Raw genomic sequence first — 18,426 nt, 5'->3', positions numbered from 1 at the left:
TGAGGTAAACCCCATATCGTCAATGAATAAAATAGAGGGAGTAGTTTAGACCTACATATATGGAATAAGCATGCACATTCGTGCTTGGGAAATATAGGCTGAATCAACAACATGCACTGTCGTTGTAGCAATGGATTTTTTAAGGGATAAAATCGATAACTGTCTTTTCATAAATTCTGTATGTTTACTGTTTAATCAACGATATATTTAGAAAGTTGGAGTTCCAAATCTTCACCACGAAGGTTTTTGGCAATAATTTTTCCATTGGGATCGATCAGAAAATTTTGAGGAATCGATCGGATATTATAAAGCTTAGCGACCTGGTTATCCCAAAAATTAAGATCCGAAACCTGATCCCACTCTAATTTATCATCTGCAATAGCTTTTAGCCAGTTGTTCTTTTTGCCAGGTTGATCTAAAGATACACCGAGCACGGTAAATTTTTTGTTTTTTAGGGCATGATAAGCTTTTACGACATTTGGATTTTCATGACGGCAGGGACCACACCAACTTGCCCAGAAATCCAACAACACATATTTACCTCGATAATCAGCAAGGGAAATATTTTTACCTTCTGGGTTAGCTTGCGTAAAAGCCGGAGCAATCTGTCCGATCGACGTCGCTTTGGTTTGATCAATCTGTAGTGCAAAAGCTTTTCCTTTTTCCGAATGACGTATTTCTGGACTGAGCTGTTTGAAATATCGATCCAGGTCCTCAGCCTCGGGAGCATAGCCAACGACCTCTGCAATACGGTCTAGGCTGACGAAAGAATTGGGATTCTCTGAAATAAAGATTTCCAGGATTTTTTTATTCTCAAGCTGATAGTTTTCGCTGAGCTGTTCAATTTCCTTTTTGAATTCAGGAGAGTTTCGTTGCTCTTGGCTTGCCGAAAAATATTTTGTATTCAGCGCATCACGCAAAGGGGCAATTTTTTCAAGCCGCGTCTTTAATTGGCTAAGCTCCGTATTTGTCTTTCCTCCTTGAACCGATGGATTTTTCAATGAATCGGTAGACTGAACCTTGATCGCTGTATTTTCAAGATAGAATGTTAGACTTTTTGAACGTTGCGCTAAGGCCAGTGTTTTACCTACCGTTAGGCTAGCTATTGTCGGATCGGCAATCGTATAATTGAATTGAAATGTTCCATTTGAACCGATGTTAACCGAATCGGCTATGCGTTGTGTACCATTCCGATAGCTCAGAAAAGCTTTGTCCTGTGTGGTATAGCCAGTCACTTGACCGTTTAGCAAGGCAGTTTTATGCTGCGCCATAATCGCTGTAGAGAAAGTGAGCGATGCAATCAATGTAAATACTTTAGTCATATGTTTATTTTTTTTAAAAACTACTAAATAAGTAGACTATTCAAAAATAAGTGGTTTGACTATTCATTTCCAACAGTTAGGTAGAAAATATTCCTATATTAAATAGTGCTATGAACATTTAATGCGCCTTAGCTGGAAAGGTTTTTCGAGGAGGTAACAGTAATTTTGAAATAAATAAAAATAAAGACTACCATATAAGTAGATTATATTTTCAAATTACTTATCTTTGGCTATACCAAACCCTGTGTTCACATTAATTTGAATTCTACTAACCATGAGCAATGTTACATCACAAGAAATTATCAAAGCCGTTAAAGAGCGTAGGAAATATCTCAAGATATCACAACGGGCAATGGCTGAACAGCTATATATTTCCTTAAAAGCCTATCAGAACCTTGAGATTGGAACGACGAAGATAGACATTGAACGTCTACAGCAAATTGCGGCTATATTACAAACGGATATGAATAGTTTAATCAATCCTCCAACAGCTCAGATAAAGGGTGAAAAATTACCCTTAGCAAATGAAAAGCAGCTTTTGCGGGACAAAGAAAGTTATATTTCTTATTTGGAGGAAAGTTTACAGTTTTACAGAAATCTTATTAAGGAGAATAATCTGATGTAGCTAAAGAGCTTCAAATTAGAAAAGGTATGCTTGACATTCTTTATGAAATTCATAGACCCCTTAGCGTTTTCGTATGGTGACGCTATAAATCCGGAAGATCATCAAAGCCAGGGTTGCAGCAAAAAGAATATTGCCGATCAATTTTAGAGGTTCAAATTCATGGTATCCGACCTGCTCATTAAGATCTGGGCTATAGCCGCTTCCTTCCCTATAAAATGTCCAAGGAAATCCTATTGTCAAGTTGCCGTCAAAGTCAAGTTGATTATGATAGAAACAAGCGGTCAAAATAGCAAAAACACCAATAGTCCCAACAAGAATTTTGCATAATACTGGTACTATTGATGTTTTACGTTGTTCAGGTTTTGCATGCATGATTAAATATAGCAATTCATTTTGATTGCATGTTATAATCACTATCGTTTCCCTATTAATGGCTAGTTAGGTTTACACATTTTGATCGTCGTATTTTACAAGGTTGATTAAACTTAACATAGCATTGCATTATGCTGTATGTGTTGTTTTATCTCTCACCATCATTAATTGAATTTCTCATGTCCCGTCTTTCGATCAAGCGGGTAAAAAGAATACCTTCCTTCTATATTTCTCACGACCAATCTATTTTGTTGAATGAGTCCATACAGCACATTTTTCAAGTGTCTTGGATAAATCTGAAGATGTGCCTGACCTGTTTCCTTAACTTTCCGAAAAAGTTGCCAAGGAGCTGCACCATCGGTAAAGAATTCCTGATCCAGTAGTCCGTCAATCTTTTGCCGTACATGTAACATTGCATCCGATTCAATTTGAATGTCTTTTTCAGATTTCCATTCCTCAAATTGAAATTTTGGGACAACAGGCTTCTTATCTCCTTTCACAAACTGCCAGGGAATTTCAATAGAATAATGCCACCTGACCTCGTCCTCTTCAATATGAAGACGGACGAGACGTTCTTCGGAAACTTCATATTGTTCACGGTGAAATTTCATCGGTTCAATGCATGAACTCGTATATATTTGATCCAGTAAGATCGATTCCTGGGCCAAAAAACTTCGCGCCTGATACATTTTTTCAAAGTCTAAATACGCGTGATCAGGCCTACCAAGCAGGAAAGAAAGTTCTTCAGGTCTCCAACCCTTTTCTATCCTCCGTTTTAGATAGGTGTACCATAGTTGAAAATCGTGCGAATACATCATTCCCCCATAGGATGTTTTTAGTGCAGATACTTTTTTGATCATTATAGTGTACAATTGGTTATTCAAATAATTTAAGCAGCTCCTCTTTACTGATCGATTTCATCAGATTCGTTTCATCTAAAATAAGTCCTTCGGATATTCGTTTTTTACTTTCCTGAAGTGCTAAGATGTATTCTTCAACGGAATCCCGACAAACAATCTTGTAAGCCATGACATGTTTGTCCTGACCAATGCGGTAACACCGATCTATTGCCTGTGCTTCGGCAGCAGGATTCCACCAGGGATCCAAAATATAAACATAATCGGCAGCCGTTAGATTTAATCCTGTTCCTCCCGCTTTAAGGCTGATGAGAAATACACGGCATTCGTCCTCGTTCTGAAATCTTTCGACCGCATTTTGCCGCTGATCTTGATTCATCTTACCATCAAGGTAGGCACAAGTTATTCCCTTATTTTCGATTCGTTGAGCCACCAGCTTAAGCATGGAAGTATACGCCGAAAAGAGAAGAATCTTATGATTTGGAGCTACTTCATCCATGATCTCATCAATAAAATCCAATTTAATAGATTCATGACCGAAGCCGCCATCTTTCATCAGAATGGGCGAGTTGCAAAGCTGCCGTAGTTTTTGTAGCGCCTCGATCGCCAAAAATTTAGATTTCGTGGAGTCAGCGCTATTCAGATTATTTTCAATCTCTCCCTTGAATATTTTTCTAACCTTATCGTATATTTTTCTTTGCTCCGGAAGCATATCCATATACAGAATTGTTTCGGTCTTTTCAGGAAGGTCCAAAGCAACCTGTTTTTTTGTACGCCGAAGAATAAAAGGTTGAATCATCTTTTGGAGGCCAAGGGTAGTTGCTTGCGCTGTATTTTCATCTTTGATCCCCTTATAGGTGTTATTAAAATTGCCATAAGTTCCAAAAAAACCCGGGTTGACCATACTCATTTGTGCATAGATATCCTCCACTCCATTTTCAATCGGTGTTCCTGTCATCGCTATGCGATAGCAGGATTTTAGCTCAGTGAGCGATTTAAATCTTTTTGAATGACGATTTTTTATCGCCTGTGACTCATCTAAAATCATGTAACTAAAGGACTGGGATTTAAGAAAATCAAGCTCCATCATAACTGTTCCATAGGTCGTAATCAAGATGGATTCGTTCTCTATTTCCGTGATTTCCCTCCTTTTTTGTCCATGATAAATAGCTGTCCGACGATTTGGGGAAAATTTCTTAAATTCTGCCAGCCAATTGAATAGCAAGGAATTGGGTACAATAATAATTGAGGGAGCTGCCTTTGGATTATTTTGATAGAAATATTCTAAAAGCGTTATTGCCTGTAAGGTTTTCCCTAATCCCATATCATCAGCCAAGATACCGCCCCATTGAAAATCACTTAAGAATACCATCCAGCTAAATCCTGCCTGTTGGTAAGGGCGCAACTCTGCCTGGATCGCTTTCGGAACATCCAACAGGGCTATTTCATCCGTATTCAACAGTTTCTTTCGACGTTCAGCTAGGCTATTTTGAATAATACGGGGATCAATTCGATCCAGCCGTGTTTGGAAAGATAGCAATTGGGCTGAGGTGAGTTTAAGACAGTCGGTTTCAACCACCGCATAATTAAACAGCACATCAAATAATGCTTTATCTGAAGCTTTGATATATCCGAAAGATTTATCCGCCAATTGAATGCTACTGTAGTCGTTTACGATCTTTTCTTCAAACTCTCCCGGTAAATAGGCCGTTGTTCCAAATTTGAAAATCATGTAAATGGAAAATACATTATTGTCCTGACGAATATCCAATACTTCCCATTTCAGTTGGTGTGGCAGCAAATAAGCTCCCTTTGAAATATTGTTCAGTATAGTTTTGTACCCCTTGCTCTTACATTTTTTTATAAATTCATACAGTCTATTTCTGTTGCCATGCGCCTTCCATTCCAAGCGCTTAACCATCCTATTGCTGCAACTTTTCAAATTTGGCAACTGTGCTTCAATAAAGGTATTAAACTCATTCTCGCCAACAAGATCTCGCTCAGTATATAGGCAGGTTCCATTTTCCGATTTTAAAATCAAGTTTCCTCCATATGGAATTACATATTCTTCCTTTTCACTCAGCATAGCTTTCAATTCGAAATTTAAATGATCGTCGTCGTCTTTCTCCACCACAACCTTAAATTGAGGCACATGATGAGCGGTATTAGAAATAAAAACTGTATCCTTGTTTAAAGGTTCAAGGTCTATATGAAGGGATGTTGACAATGGAATCAACATACGCGTAAAGAAGTCTTCATAGTCCCTCTTTAACACCGTTATTTTAGTAGAAATACTGTGAAAGAAACGTAATAGAAACTCCTTTTGTAGATTATCAACAAAAAGACACTCATCTTCATTTAGATTGATAAAGAAGAAATTGGACCGGCATTCGGATGTATAGTCTTTCAACTCCTCTCCTTTGTAGACAAGAATTAACGATAGAAGCAGGTGATCGCTGTATTCTTTCAAATTAAATTTCAGGCTAAGATCATCGCCCGCCAAAATCACATTCCGATAAGTTGTACGATATTTGGATGGATATTTGAAGTTTTCAATTGTAGTTTTAAAATTATTCCTATCCACAAAGGCAACACGTAATCTTTCCGATTTTCCTTCCAAAAGTTTACGCCAAGCACTGATGATAAAATCCTTCTCCACATGATCAAAGTCATTTCGCAGGTCATCTTTTTCCCTATCCCTTATTTGTCTTTGTGGACTTTTGGAAAAGGCTAAAATCTTACGACATAAATCGATTTTTAACACATCGCTATCAGCAAAATTCACCAACTCATGACCAAATTCTCCTAAATAATTTATCTTACTGTCTATTTCAAAAGGTATTAAAAAGGGTAGTCCGTCCACCTGACGCTCTCTAGGAACGACATACATAAGATCCGGAAAAGGCGCCCCAGACTGTTCCAACCATCGGTTTTCAGATGCTACATCTAGCAATTCCGATTCAAGCTCCTGGTGGTCGAAATAATTATATACCTGACCAAATTGATTATGGTTTTCAATACAAACCTTATCATTGCGGTAATAAAGCCTAGAAATACCCAATTGAAAGAACTTATGCTGACTTTCGGGTAGGATGGCAATATCTTTTGCATATAAATCATGTAAGAATTTATTACTGAGTAAAAACTTACGATAAAGTCCAATAATTACATAATCACACAGACTATCATGACGCTTTTTACAATCACACTTAACCTTCAATCCGATTTCTTTGATCTCGAGATCAATTTTGAGATATTTGTTTTTATAATTTCCGTCTCTTCTTAGAGAAAATGGCCATTTAAACTTGTTGACTTTGATTATCCTAACGCTGTAACTATAAAGGTGGAAATCTTTCAGTGGTATTTCTCCTTTATAGCGCTTAAGAAAGTAGTCTGATGAAATATAAAGATCCTCTTGGTTTTCCCAGGGAATAATAAAGCTATTCTTCTCTTTGTCAGGTATAATCGGAGCAACATCTATTGCTAACTCCAGATTTTCAACACTATTTTCCATAAATTATTCTTTATTGCTTATTGAAATTAACCTCCAATTTCAGCTCCATATACCGTATGCTCTGATTACAGAGATCGACAAAGAAATCTGTAATTTCTCTCGCTTTTGACCTAAAGTAGCCCATATCAAGCTGAGCTAATTGTGAAGGAAGCTCATAGACCCGCCCTTTCATTTGTTTTAATAACTCTGCATTCAATATTTCTTCTACATCCCCTCTGGCTGTAAAAAACTCCTTCACCTTTTTATCACAGATACAGGTCCAGTCTACCAGATCGGCTATAGTCACATTCATTGGGGCATAACCGACCCGTAGGTAGAGATAACTGTATAGTCCAATTGATGTCAATTGATTTAAAAATAATACAGCCAATTGTGGACTAGCAAGTCCTTCAAAAGCAAATACACCCAGCAGATCCTGCATGAGTTTTGAATTGCGTGTCCATGAAATGGATGTCTTAAACAATGTATCATGCCAATTGACGGGGTTAACCGAATACGTAGGTTTATAAGTCGGACGACGGTAGACAACAACAGATTCATTCCAGATGGTATGGGAGAAACGGCTGCCCAGATCCAGTTTTGTTGCCAGGAAATCTGTACTCATAAAAGCTACAATTGCAGTAACTCCACCATAAACGATTTTTCGAAAATGACAGTGACCTATTTTCTTTTTTATTACTGCAAGGTAGATTTCTGCCTTTTCATCTTCCACCGCAGGAAAATGAAAAAGTCCTCTCCCATGCGCATCGCTGACGTAATAATTGAGCAGCATCATTTGTTCGGGATTATTCTCCTGACGAATCTGAGCCAGCACATGAAGTATATCTGCCTCATACCGCTCCGGCCAAGGAAATGTATGAAACTGCGAGGCCGTAGCACTCGTTAATGTAGTCTCCTTCGCCGCCAGATTACCTACTGCAACTTCGACGTTTTTATTTATGACTTTTTGTTGCTCTTTTGCCAACAATTTTTCATAGCCTGTTTTAAGGCCTTCCATAAAACTCAAATACAGCTGTTCAATCGTATGAAGAACAAACTTGCAATGCTCATAAAGCCAGGAGGCATCAAAGGCGGAGATTTCGAGATCCTTGTTTTGTTTCACCGTATCAAAGGCACTGTCCAATAATCTAAAACGTTTCTTTTCTTCCTCATCCTTTCCGACAAGGGACTCCCTTAACATCGAAAAATGCTCATTGAGGCTTTTAATTCTGTTATTAACATGATGTACATTATTGGCTTTTCCGTCAATCAATAGCTGTAAAAAACGCAAGTGGTTTTCCATACTTTGATGTAACATAAATACAGCCCTATGATAGTTGCCCTGTAGACCAAATGTTTCAGCCCCCTGTAGGAAGCCCGCTGAAATAGGCAAGAGTTTCTGGTAATATTCATCAGCTATTTCTAGAACACTTTTTAGTTCTTTCGCTTGAAGGGGTGGGTTCTTTTTGTTACTAGCCTGATGAACGGTATTTTCAGGTAGGGAGGCATAGGAATAATACAGACTACCCACTTTGACTTTACTGAGCATTTCAGCAATTGGAACCAGCTCAAAGGAAATATTCTTCTGGTCCATTAAACATAATTCCACAATAGGCTTTAATACCTTCGGTGAAAGCCCGCTCACATGCTTGAGCGCAAGAAGCAAATGATAATGATCCTGACCGAGAAACTGATATTTAAAAAGATAGGCACGATCGAGATCCATACGCTGAGAAAGCCGATCGATAATTAATTGGCTATTAATTTCCATACTAAATGATTTAAGATTAAAAATTTGGGCACAATAAATTACTCCAACAGATCAGACTGTTACAGATCATTATTGCAAATAATCAATACTTTATTGCAAAAAAACAGTATTACAACCAAGGAGACTAAAGAGGGGTTAACACATTACTACATATAGACGTTCGCCCCTTGGCTTTTCAGGAAATACCAGCATTTAAATCAACATGTATTCAAATCATTCATTTAGCGAAAAAGTGTTTCACCGTCGCTGGCAATATAGACAGAGAAAACACTTTGTTTTCCCATTAAAAGAAAAACAAAATAGAATACAAAAATATAGTTTATATATACAAATATATAAATAAACAAAACTAAATCAAAATATTATTTATCATTAAAGTTTTAAATAAAGGATACCGGCCTGTACATAGACACACGATTATTTATTTCCACCTTTCACACATTATAAATATATGCTACGAATTGTAAACAACTCATGAATCAATTATATATTTCTATTATTTTTAGGCTATTCAATTTTTAAGCTATCAGAAAATACGCTATTTCTTAAATTGCATTAATTTTAACAACCATATCCATGACCAATACCAAATTATTCCTCATCTTTTGTCTTGTTTTCTTTGTTCGACCAATATATGGTCAAACCACCTGCAACTGCTCACAGGCACTTAAGCAATTAATTGTAAAAATAGAGAGCGAGTACCCCGGTTTTCCAGAAAAGACCAAGCAGAATAAAGACCTGTATCAAGCTAAAAAAAATATATTGACGAAGAAAAGCTTGCTGATTTCAAACGAGACCTGTACACAACTTTTACAGGAATACCTAGACTTCTTCCATGATGAGCACATTGTCTTAGATGACCTTTCGAAAAAGAAAAACCCTCCTCACACAAGTACCGGAAATCCCGCCGGAGCATCTGAAGAGGAAATAAGTTCAAAATCGATCAGTCCCGATATATTTTATATTAAAATCTCAAGCTTCGGGTATGAAAACATAGCCCCTTTCAAAGAACTTATTGAAAAGAATAGCGAAAAGATTGAAAACAGTAAAGCCCTTATTATTGATGTTCGCAACAACGGAGGCGGAACGGATGATGTATACCAGCCACTATTGCCTTATATCTTAACCAACCCCATCCGGATTATGAGCGTTGAGTTTTTTGCCACACAGACCTTAGTCAATGGTTTGCGTGATTATGCCATCAAAAATATCAAGCAGGATTCGATCAATGAAGTAAAAAGAATAGATGAAGACCTTAGAGAATATAGGGAAAACATCGGGAAGTTTGTGCTTTATGGCGATAAAAAAGTTATGATAGACAGCATCGCCTTAAATCCAAAAGGCCCAAAACAGGTCATTATTCTAGCCAATAGAAATGTAGCCAGTTCAGCCGAGAATTTTCTATTCAGTTCGCGCCAGAGCAAGAAGGTAAAAATCATGGGCACCCCCAGTATGGGCGCGCTTGATTATGGTTCGATACGCGAATTCAAATTTGGCTGCGACAACTACCAGCTTCTATTGCCCACCTACCGGTCTGCCCGATTACCGCAATACCCGATTGACAATATAGGTATCCAGCCCGATATCTATCTCGATGAATCCATTTCAGACTGGATAGACTTTGCAGTCCATTACATCAATGAATAATCAATAATAGCGATCAGGCATAACGTTGACAGTTATGAACAGTATCTTAAAAATGGGAATAATAAGCGCTTTGATAAGCCTCCTCTTTTCCTGTAAGGAACAAGTGAGCCCTCTGTCTGAAGACTACTATAAAAAGAGCGGAGCGATTTACTTTATACCTGGGGGTTAGGAAAGTATAAGTTCGTACCGTACAGATCTCCCATGTCCCAACTGTTCAACTATCCCCAGTTCCTGCAACCTTTGCAGATCTCTAGTCGCAGTAGCTTTTGAGGTCCTTGTAATAGACATATATTTTTTTGCAGTCATCCCGCCAATAAAACCTTCTATTCCCTGCTCGAGCATCCGATTGATAGCCTTCATTTGCCTATCATTCAATAGATCACGGTTTCTATCAAAAAATTTTGCTTTTCTTACAGTAAACTCAATGAGCTCTCTAGCTTCCTTTTGTGCTTCAAAAATTACTTTGGTAAAGTAGTTAATCCACCCTGTAATATCTAAACTAGCCTGCGCAATTTTTAAATTATCGTAATAAACTTGTTTGTTTTTCTCAATAGTTTTTGATATCGACAACAGGACGGGGGACTTTAATGTATGCGACAGCGTATATTCCGCCAATGCTCTTCCAATTCGCCCATTGCCATCCTCAAAAGGATGAATTGATTCAAAGTAAAGATGAATGATAGCCGTCTTGACCAATGCTGCAATTATATATTCTGACTCCTTAACTTCGTATGATTTAAACCAGTTAATCATTTGTTCCATTTCTTTTGGAACGACAGCAGACGGGGGAGCTTCATAATGAATGGTTTCTTTGCCATATGAACCTGAAATTATCTGCATAGGCTCCTCGCCCGTACGCCACTTCCCAGCATTAATTCGAAGAAATCCCTCCATTAATATAGCATGCCATCTCATTATAACCTCGACTGTCAGTTCAATACTGGCACTATCTCTTATTGTTGTCATTAATTCTGCGACCCCCGCAACTCTTCGATCACGAACAACACCATCATCCTGGATACCAAGATTTTTCTTAATTGAAGACATCACATCTTCACGGCTCATATACTCTCCCTCAATTTCCGAGGTTTTCATAGCTTCAGATATAAGTACCTCTACAAATGCTTCCTGTTTTAGCGCTGAATTCAGTCCTGTTAACAGACCATTTAATGCCCCCATTTCTTGCGCAAATGCAATCGCTATGGATTGAACCTCTTCGAGCCTATAGATGAAATTAGGCCACTCTTTATATTGCCAGTTATACATATTGAGCCGATTTAAAAATCTAATCGGCTCAAATATAAGCAAAATTTGAGCCGATTAACCCAATTAATCGGCTCAAAGGAAAAAGCATATTCATTATTGACCTCTCTTGATGATATATTTACGAATCCAGCAAATGAAAAATTACTTTCCTTTTGAATCTCCAAGATAATCACTGAAATCGGCTATTTTTCCAACGATTGTTTTCCACTACTTTAGCTTCCAAACCCAAAGGTTTAGTAAGCGCATAGTTTAAAAAGGTTTAGTAAGCGCATAGTTTAAATACCGGTAATCAACAAGCTAGAGTAACCGTAGCAATACACGAGCTGCTTGCAAACAACCAGGTTCAATTTATAGAAAAAAGATGATCAAATCATTATTGGTAAGTATAACAGCTATGCTCTGCATGAATGCATGTGCACAAGAACCCACAAGTATCAAAAAAAATGCCGCCGCTAAATGGGTTCCCTTTCAGACGAAAAATAAGCAGTTTGTCTATGTTGACAGTACTTTCAACAAGAAGCTGCCCCAACAGTTCTATTGGGCACAGCCTTTCACGTCCACAGGCTATGCCCTCGTAGCTAATGAAAAGGATCAAATGGGTATCATTAACAGCAAAGGTGAATTCATCGAAAATTATTCCGAAGCACAGGTAGAACTTTTAGACCTCGGACAGCTGACTCTTGCCATGAAACGTCAAGAATATGACAAGAATTTACCCTTTTGGAAGTGGGACTGGAATATCCTAAGCAGCTATATCAAAAAAACAGGCACCTATGTAAAACTAGAGATACGGGTATTGGAAAGTAATCAGGTTCTGTTAAAGAAAGACATTCCTTACGATGAAAACGAATATAACCTCGTAACTTATCCGCTCGATACGAAACATCTGGTCCTGAATGGAAATCTATATCTGATAAAAGATCAGCGGCTTAAAAAAATAGAAGGGGATATCGAAATGCCCCTGGAAAACGGACGCTATATCCCAGCATCGACAGACAGTTTTACTATTCATGATATCCAAAGCAAAAAACCTCTCTTATCCAATTTGACAGGTTTGGACAAAATAGATCTGCTTTGGAAAAATGAGACCATACTGCTCGACTCCATCAATCAGGAACGCTTTAGTCCCACAATACCCAAATTATTAAAAGATCATAAAACAGGCAGCATATATGCCTTTCCACAATACGATAAAGCTTTTCCAAAACAAATTAAGCAGGCTACCGCTGCACAAATTGCCTTTCTAAAAGAAATATCTCTAGTCTATTCAGTGACTAATTCACCCTACTTTATTCTGGGTAGATTTAACTACGATCATGCAGTCTGGGCTTATGATTGGCTGTATATTGATAAAGATGGCAACTTACTGGATAGCATTAAAGCTCCAAATTTCTATATTCTTGATCAAGTGGGTAATTTAGTCTGGCCAGACAAACTTATGCTGCTCCCTGCGAATGCCCTGGAAAAGAATTGGAAAACGGGAAAAATAAAATACGTTTATTCTTCGGAAGATCTCTATTTAATTGACGTAAAACGAGGTGATCTGGAACCTACTAAAGGCCTATGGAATGCAGTGACAAAAGCATGGGATATAAAACCCGGTTTCGAACATATTGAAATCCTGGATGGCGAACGGCAGATATTTGCATTACAGGAGCATAAAGATGGCCTCTATACTTTATACAACAATAAGACAAAACAACACGTCGGCAACAAAAGCTACATGACCATCAATCCCAACGGCTGGGTAAAACATAAAAATCAGCACAATCAGGACAACGGCTATTTTATAGACATCGTTACAGGCCAGGAATACAAAGAATAAAAAAACACCGCTCAATTTCAGCAGAAATTCTCAAGATTAATTTATAGCAGACAAAATATACTCTTTAAGATTTATTAACTTTAAAGGAATACTGAGTTATTAGCTTTGTCCAATTAAAACTGATCTTGTGAGCGAATTATTGATAGCATCATTAAAGCAGGGTGATCACTTTGCCATGGAACAGATTTTTAATCTGTATTGGGAAGCCATATTTGATGCCGCTTTTAAGAAAATAGGCGACGAAAATGTCGCTCAGGACATCACTCAGGAAATTTTTATCTCCCTGTGGGAAAATCGTGAACAAGTCATCATATCTGGCGGGTTGGCAGCCTATCTGCATGGCGCAGTAAAATTTAAGGTGATCAACCATTTTCGGAATACAACGGTTAAAGATGGCCATAAAGCCGAATTAGCGACTTTAATGAATCAGCAATATGCAGATTCAGCTGATGACCTTCTGATCCTAAAAGATGCACAGCAGAAAGTTGAAGAAGCTTTAATGCAACTTCCCGAACGTATGCGGTTGGTCGTCACCATGAGCCGAAAGCAAGAAAAATCGATCAAAGAAATTGCCTGCGAGCTGAATGTCTCCGTACAAACCGTCAAGAACCAAATTACCTCCGCTATGAAACTGCTCAAAAAAAGTCTTTCTTAGTTCTCCCCTCTATCTTTTTTTGTTAGTTAACAATAAATTAATATACTCCTAACATTCTCGACTAGTACCATTTCCCATTTGAAGTGACATGTATTCAAATGACGGAAGAAAAAGCAAAGCAATTACTGCAAAAGTATTTAAATGGAGAGGCTAACGCCGCTGAAATCAAACAAGTTGAAGATTGGTATACTCAACTGGATAATGCTGACAAAAAAATCCCGCAGGAACGCAAAACTGCACTGCGTGAACAATTGCTGAGCAATATCCAATCAGCCATTTCAGAAAAGAAAAATAAACGGCCTTCGCTGCTATATTCTCTCCTATTCAAAATTGCAGCTACTATTTTAATGATTGTTTCGGCAGGATTTGTTTATTGGATATTGAACAATCAACCTATTGCTGCTTCTGTGCAGATCGTGACAACTACAAATGCTGCCGAACATAAAAGGATCCTATTGGCCGATGGCTCTGAAATTATCCTGGAACCATCTTCAAAAATCAGCTATCCCAGTAAATTCAACGGAAAAATTCGCGAAATAGCACTTACTGAGGGAGAAGCCTTCTTTGACATTGCCCACGACGAAAGCCATCCTTTCCAGGTAAAACTTGCTTCAAAACTGGCTGTCAAAGTATTGGGTACTTCCTTCCGCATCAAGGCCTATCAGGCCTCAAAAAAGGTAGAAGTCTCCGTTGCTACAGGTAAGGTCGCTGTGCAGCAACAAGATAAAATCTTAGGGATATTAACCAAAAATCAGCGCCTACTTTACAATGAGGAAACAAAACAGTCATCGCGTAACCTAATAGAAAAAAATACAGCTGTAGCCATCGCATTTGATGGAGCAAGTCTTCTGGAGGTTATGAAGAGATTGGAATATATATACAGCATTAAGATTGTATTGAAAGATAGATCGCTTTCGACCTTAAAAACAACAGCCACATTCAATAGCACACAAAATCCAGCAGAAATACTGGATATCATCTGTAGTCTACACCACCTTAAATACAGCACGATAGAGAAAGATAAAATATTTAAAGTCTACAAATAATGTCTAAAAATTTACCTAAAACATCTTAGTCAACATGCGTAATTCATTACCTAATTATTACAAAAAAATGAAAACACCTGCATTCAAGAGAGAATTCTCTTTTTATCGGATCATGAAGTATCCCTGCATCGCATTTTCGATTACTTCAGTATTCTGCAGTTCATTGATGGCCTCCCCAAGTATGGCCCAACGTTTGGACAAAAGCAGCGTAAACATCAAAATAAGCAAGGGCGAGAAACTCGATGTGATCCTCCACAAAATCGAAAGTCTTTCGGGTCTTCATTTTGTTTACAACCCTGATCTATTGCAAGAACGGAACACAGTCTTAAGCGGCAGTTTTAAAACTGAACCAGTTCGCTCTCTCTTGAATAAGCTTGGAATCAATGCGGTGGAAAAAGAGGACTATGTGATCCTGAACACGCAAGCAAATATTAAGGCAGACCGTATCGTTACAGGTTTTGTACGAGACACATTGGGAGCTGCTATAGCAGGTGTATCTGTAAAAGTAGTAGGTACGCAGACTGGAACCACAACAGATGCAAAAGGGGCGTTCCGTATTGAAGCGGCTTCCCAAACGGTACTTTCCTTTTCGATGGTCGGATTCCATACCAGAGAAGTTACAGTCGGTGAAAATGAAGTCGTTAATGTAACACTAAGCGAAGAACGTTCGACCTTATCCGAAGTTGTTGTTGTTGGTTACGGAACCCAGAAAAAAGAGACACTCACAGGTGCTATAGGTATAGTATCCCTTGATAAATTATCTTCACGATCGGTAAACAGTGTAGGTGAAGTACTGGCAGGAAAATCTCCCGGTGTCATTGTGACAAACGAAGGTGGTGATCCAACTTCGCCACCCCGTATTAATATTAGGGGTGCTGGAGGTATCAATGGTGAAAGTGTGTTGTATGTCATTGATGGATCTATTTTCTTAGGCACACCGCAGCTTAATCCGAACGATATTGAATCTATTTCGGTCCTCAAAGACGCATCGGCAGCGATCTATGGTGCCAGAGCTTCTGGTGGAGTGGTGCTAATCACAACCAAGAAAGGTAAGAAAGGACAGATGCAAATCAGTGTCGATGCCAAAATAGGCCAACAAAGCGCATGGCGAAAATTGCAGCCGTTAAATGCCGAACAACGTGCTGAGGTAGCAGCAACGGCAGCAAAAAATGGTGGAACAACCATTTTACCGGCTTTCGATCCAGCCAAATATCCAGATGGACTTGTCACAAAAACCAATTGGATGGATGAAGTATTTAGAAATGCGACATTGCAAGATTACAATGGTGCTATCAATGGTGGAAATGAAAAGTCTAATTTTTACCTAAGTTTCAATTACCGTAAAGCAGAAGGTATTGTACTCAATACAAAAACTCAACGGTACAACTTCAGGTTAAACTCAGAACATCAAATCACACCATGGTTGAAAATAGGTGAAAATTTATCCTATAGCAGCACCAACGGAAACGGTGCCAATACCAGCAGCGACTATACAGGAGCCCTATTGTCTGCCATCTACTATCCAACCAATGGCACACCTTACAATGCCGACGGAAGCTTTGCTGGTTTGCCAGGACCTTTCCCTGGAGATTACGGCGATATCATTAACCCTGTTGCAGAATTAATGCGTATAGACATTAATAATCCTGTCAATGTATTGGTCGTGAATCCGTACGCCAACATTCAACTAGCCAAAGGCTTAACATTCCGATCAAATCTGAGTATTACAAAGTCGAACACCAGATATAAAAGTTTTACACCAAAACGTCCTGAAATAGGTAAACCCGTTTTGAGCAATAGTCTGGTGGAAAGAACGAGTGACGCAAATGATATCCTTGCTGAACAAGTCCTAAATTATAAAGCCAAATTTGACGTTCATCAACTTGATTTGACTGGTGGTTATAGTTTCCAAAAAACCAAAAGTAATTATTTGAGTGCTTCGGGTACCGGTTTTGACGACGAATCCAAACAATACCGATACCTAAATAACGCCAATACGATACAACCGTCGGAAAGTGGTTATGGAGCCACAGCACTTTCGTCTCTTTTCCTACGGGCCAACTATAATTACAATGAAAAATACCTGCTATCCTTAATCGGTCGAAGAGATGGTTCATCCATAATTCCGCTGAAAGAAAATAGAACACGATACTACTATTCAACATCTGCCGGATGGGCACTACATAAAGAAGATTTCTTGAAATCTGTGGAGTGGTTAAACGAGCTTAAAATAAGAGCTAGCTATGGTAAATTGGGTGGTCTAGCCAACCTAAACCCACTTGATGTTAACCCTCTTCTTATTCGTGCCGATGCCTATTTCGGTGAAAATCCAAAATTACAAAATGGATATGCTCAGAATGTGTTACCAAATATGGATATGCGATGGGCCGAAAGTAAGCAAACCAATATAGGTTTGGATCTTGGAATTTTGAATGGATTGAGTTTGGTAGCGGATTATTTTGTCAAAGAAACAAATAAGATGATCTTAACCAAGCCACTTCCCGGAACAGCAGGCTTGAGCACACAAACGATTAACGGTGGATTGGTTAAAGACAAAGGTATTGAACTAGGGCTAACTTATAGTAGTGCTAAAAACAAAGAGTTTTCGTACTCGATTAACGCGACTCTAACCAAATTGACTAACAACGTTCAAGAGTTGGCGCCTGGATTGAATAATATCGCAGTAGGCACTAATTTTAGAAATGAACTTGCTCCGTTGACAATTACCGTTGGCCAACCTCTTTACAGTTACTACGTATTAAAGACCGACGGTATCTTCCAGAGTCAGGCAGAAGCTGATAACTACAAAAATGCCAATGGACAAAAAATTCAGCCCAATGCAAAAGCTGGGGATTTCAAATTTGTAGACATCGACGGTAATGGTTCTATCGGTCCAGAAGATCGTTACTATGCAGGTAGTGCTTATCCCGATTTTTCTTACGGTTTAAGCTTTAATGCTAATTACAAAAATTTCGACTTCAATATTTTTGCACAAGGTGTACAGGGAAACAAACTATTTAATGCTGTCAAGAGAACAACGTACAGTGCGAGTGGTCCTTCATACAACAAATTGGTAGGAATTTTAGATGCCTGGTCTCCAGAAAACCCGAATGGAAAAGTACCGATTATCTCAAGTTCGGATGCAAACGGAAACTTTAATGCATCAGATTTCTATATCGAAAATGGTTCTTTCCTTCGTATCCGTAACGTCACATTAGGCTACACATTGCCAAAATCTTTGACCGACAGATATAAACTTGGAAACGTGAGAGTCTATGCGACTACCAACAACTTATTTACGTTTACAAAATACACCGGTTTTGATCCAGAAATTGGTATGGATAACAATGGACTTGATGTTGGACGATACCCGCAAGCAAGAAGTTTTATCTTCGGCCTTAATGTCAATTTTTAATCTTAATAGCATAATGCCAAGAGATCAAAACGAAGGAAATTTCATTAAATATTCATTTAGTTAAGCTCTTGTCAATCATTAAAACGCGAAAATAAACGAATGATAAAACCGAAAAATACATATGTTGTCCGC

At 38.3% G+C, this 18,426-nt stretch carries 12 protein-coding genes; 6 read left to right on the top strand and 6 right to left on the bottom strand.

The window, feature by feature from the left end; all coding sequences use genetic code 11:
* Positions 1 to 191: 191 nt before the first annotated feature.
* Complete coding sequence (locus tag AB1Z56_RS24370; RefSeq protein WP_309364664.1) at positions 192 to 1,322, bottom strand: TlpA disulfide reductase family protein; 1,131 nt, start codon at positions 1,320 to 1,322, stop codon at positions 192 to 194.
* A gap of 274 nt (positions 1,323 to 1,596) precedes the next feature.
* On the opposite strand from AB1Z56_RS24370, the gene AB1Z56_RS24365 reads away from it, so the two are divergent.
* The gene (locus AB1Z56_RS24365; protein WP_309364666.1) at positions 1,597 to 1,947 is read left to right on the top strand and encodes a helix-turn-helix domain-containing protein; all 351 of its coding nucleotides are present in this window, start codon (positions 1,597 to 1,599) and stop codon (positions 1,945 to 1,947) included.
* Positions 1,948 to 2,007: 60 nt separating this feature from the next.
* On the opposite strand, the gene AB1Z56_RS24360 is transcribed toward AB1Z56_RS24365, so the two are convergent.
* The 4 genes from AB1Z56_RS24360 to AB1Z56_RS24345 form a co-directional block, all read right to left on the bottom strand.
* The gene (locus tag AB1Z56_RS24360) at positions 2,008 to 2,319 is read right to left on the bottom strand and encodes a hypothetical protein (protein ID WP_426790383.1); all 312 of its coding nucleotides are present in this window, start codon (positions 2,317 to 2,319) and stop codon (positions 2,008 to 2,010) included.
* Positions 2,320 to 2,483: 164 nt separating this feature from the next.
* A complete protein-coding gene (locus AB1Z56_RS24355; protein WP_426790382.1) occupies positions 2,484 to 3,179 on the bottom strand; it encodes a hypothetical protein in 696 nt (231 codons plus the stop codon).
* Positions 3,180 to 3,195: 16 nt separating this feature from the next.
* Positions 3,196 to 6,690, bottom strand: coding sequence for a DEAD/DEAH box helicase (locus AB1Z56_RS24350; RefSeq protein WP_426790381.1), 3,495 nt, complete (start codon positions 6,688 to 6,690; stop codon positions 3,196 to 3,198).
* A gap of 10 nt (positions 6,691 to 6,700) precedes the next feature.
* A complete protein-coding gene (locus AB1Z56_RS24345) occupies positions 6,701 to 8,440 on the bottom strand; it encodes a hypothetical protein (protein WP_309364674.1) in 1,740 nt (579 codons plus the stop codon).
* A gap of 576 nt (positions 8,441 to 9,016) precedes the next feature.
* Here AB1Z56_RS24345 and AB1Z56_RS24340 point away from each other — a divergent pair.
* Positions 9,017 to 10,087, top strand: coding sequence for a S41 family peptidase (locus AB1Z56_RS24340; protein ID WP_426790380.1), 1,071 nt, complete (start codon positions 9,017 to 9,019; stop codon positions 10,085 to 10,087).
* Between the two features lie 165 nt (positions 10,088 to 10,252).
* On the opposite strand, the gene AB1Z56_RS24335 is transcribed toward AB1Z56_RS24340, so the two are convergent.
* On the bottom strand, positions 10,253 to 11,353 hold the full coding sequence (locus AB1Z56_RS24335; protein ID WP_309364678.1) for a Fic family protein: 1,101 nt from the start codon (positions 11,351 to 11,353) through the stop codon (positions 10,253 to 10,255).
* Positions 11,354 to 11,714: 361 nt separating this feature from the next.
* On the opposite strand from AB1Z56_RS24335, the gene AB1Z56_RS24330 reads away from it, so the two are divergent.
* The 4 genes from AB1Z56_RS24330 (at position 11,715) to AB1Z56_RS24315 (ending at position 18,294) form a co-directional block, all read left to right on the top strand.
* Entirely contained in the window at positions 11,715 to 13,178 is a 1,464-nt protein-coding gene (locus tag AB1Z56_RS24330) for a hypothetical protein (protein WP_309364679.1), read from the top strand.
* Between the two features lie 127 nt (positions 13,179 to 13,305).
* Positions 13,306 to 13,833: an RNA polymerase sigma-70 factor gene (locus AB1Z56_RS24325; protein WP_313268961.1), complete on the top strand. Its 528-nt coding sequence runs from the start codon at positions 13,306 to 13,308 to the stop codon at positions 13,831 to 13,833.
* Positions 13,834 to 13,931: 98 nt separating this feature from the next.
* A complete protein-coding gene (locus tag AB1Z56_RS24320) occupies positions 13,932 to 14,879 on the top strand; it encodes a FecR family protein (RefSeq protein WP_426790379.1) in 948 nt (315 codons plus the stop codon).
* Between the two features lie 67 nt (positions 14,880 to 14,946).
* Complete coding sequence (locus AB1Z56_RS24315; protein WP_309364685.1) at positions 14,947 to 18,294, top strand: SusC/RagA family TonB-linked outer membrane protein; 3,348 nt, start codon at positions 14,947 to 14,949, stop codon at positions 18,292 to 18,294.
* The last annotated feature ends 132 nt before the right edge of the window (positions 18,295 to 18,426 follow it).

The sequence above is a fragment of the Sphingobacterium sp. WOUb80 genome, assembly GCF_050058145.1.
Taxonomy (GTDB): domain Bacteria; phylum Bacteroidota; class Bacteroidia; order Sphingobacteriales; family Sphingobacteriaceae; genus Sphingobacterium.
This window is presented reverse-complemented; position numbering and strand designations above follow the sequence as displayed.

Bases quoted from the DNA above. Each gene is read 5' to 3' on its own strand.
- AB1Z56_RS24370 (WP_309364664.1), bottom strand. From the start codon at position 1,322: ATGACTAAAGTATTTACATTGATTGCATCGCTCACTTTCTCTACAGCG.
- AB1Z56_RS24365 (WP_309364666.1), top strand. From the start codon at position 1,597: ATGAGCAATGTTACATCACAAGAAATTATCAAAGCCGTTAAAGAGCGT.
- AB1Z56_RS24360 (WP_426790383.1), bottom strand. From the start codon at position 2,319: ATGCATGCAAAACCTGAACAACGTAAAACATCAATAGTACCAGTATTA.
- AB1Z56_RS24355 (WP_426790382.1), bottom strand. From the start codon at position 3,179: ATGATCAAAAAAGTATCTGCACTAAAAACATCCTATGGGGGAATGATG.
- AB1Z56_RS24350 (WP_426790381.1), bottom strand. From the start codon at position 6,690: ATGGAAAATAGTGTTGAAAATCTGGAGTTAGCAATAGATGTTGCTCCG.
- AB1Z56_RS24345 (WP_309364674.1), bottom strand. From the start codon at position 8,440: ATGGAAATTAATAGCCAATTAATTATCGATCGGCTTTCTCAGCGTATG.
- AB1Z56_RS24340 (WP_426790380.1), top strand. From the start codon at position 9,017: ATGACCAATACCAAATTATTCCTCATCTTTTGTCTTGTTTTCTTTGTT.
- AB1Z56_RS24335 (WP_309364678.1), bottom strand. From the start codon at position 11,353: ATGTATAACTGGCAATATAAAGAGTGGCCTAATTTCATCTATAGGCTC.
- AB1Z56_RS24330 (WP_309364679.1), top strand. From the start codon at position 11,715: ATGATCAAATCATTATTGGTAAGTATAACAGCTATGCTCTGCATGAAT.
- AB1Z56_RS24320 (WP_426790379.1), top strand. From the start codon at position 13,932: ATGACGGAAGAAAAAGCAAAGCAATTACTGCAAAAGTATTTAAATGGA.
- AB1Z56_RS24315 (WP_309364685.1), top strand. From the start codon at position 14,947: ATGAAAACACCTGCATTCAAGAGAGAATTCTCTTTTTATCGGATCATG.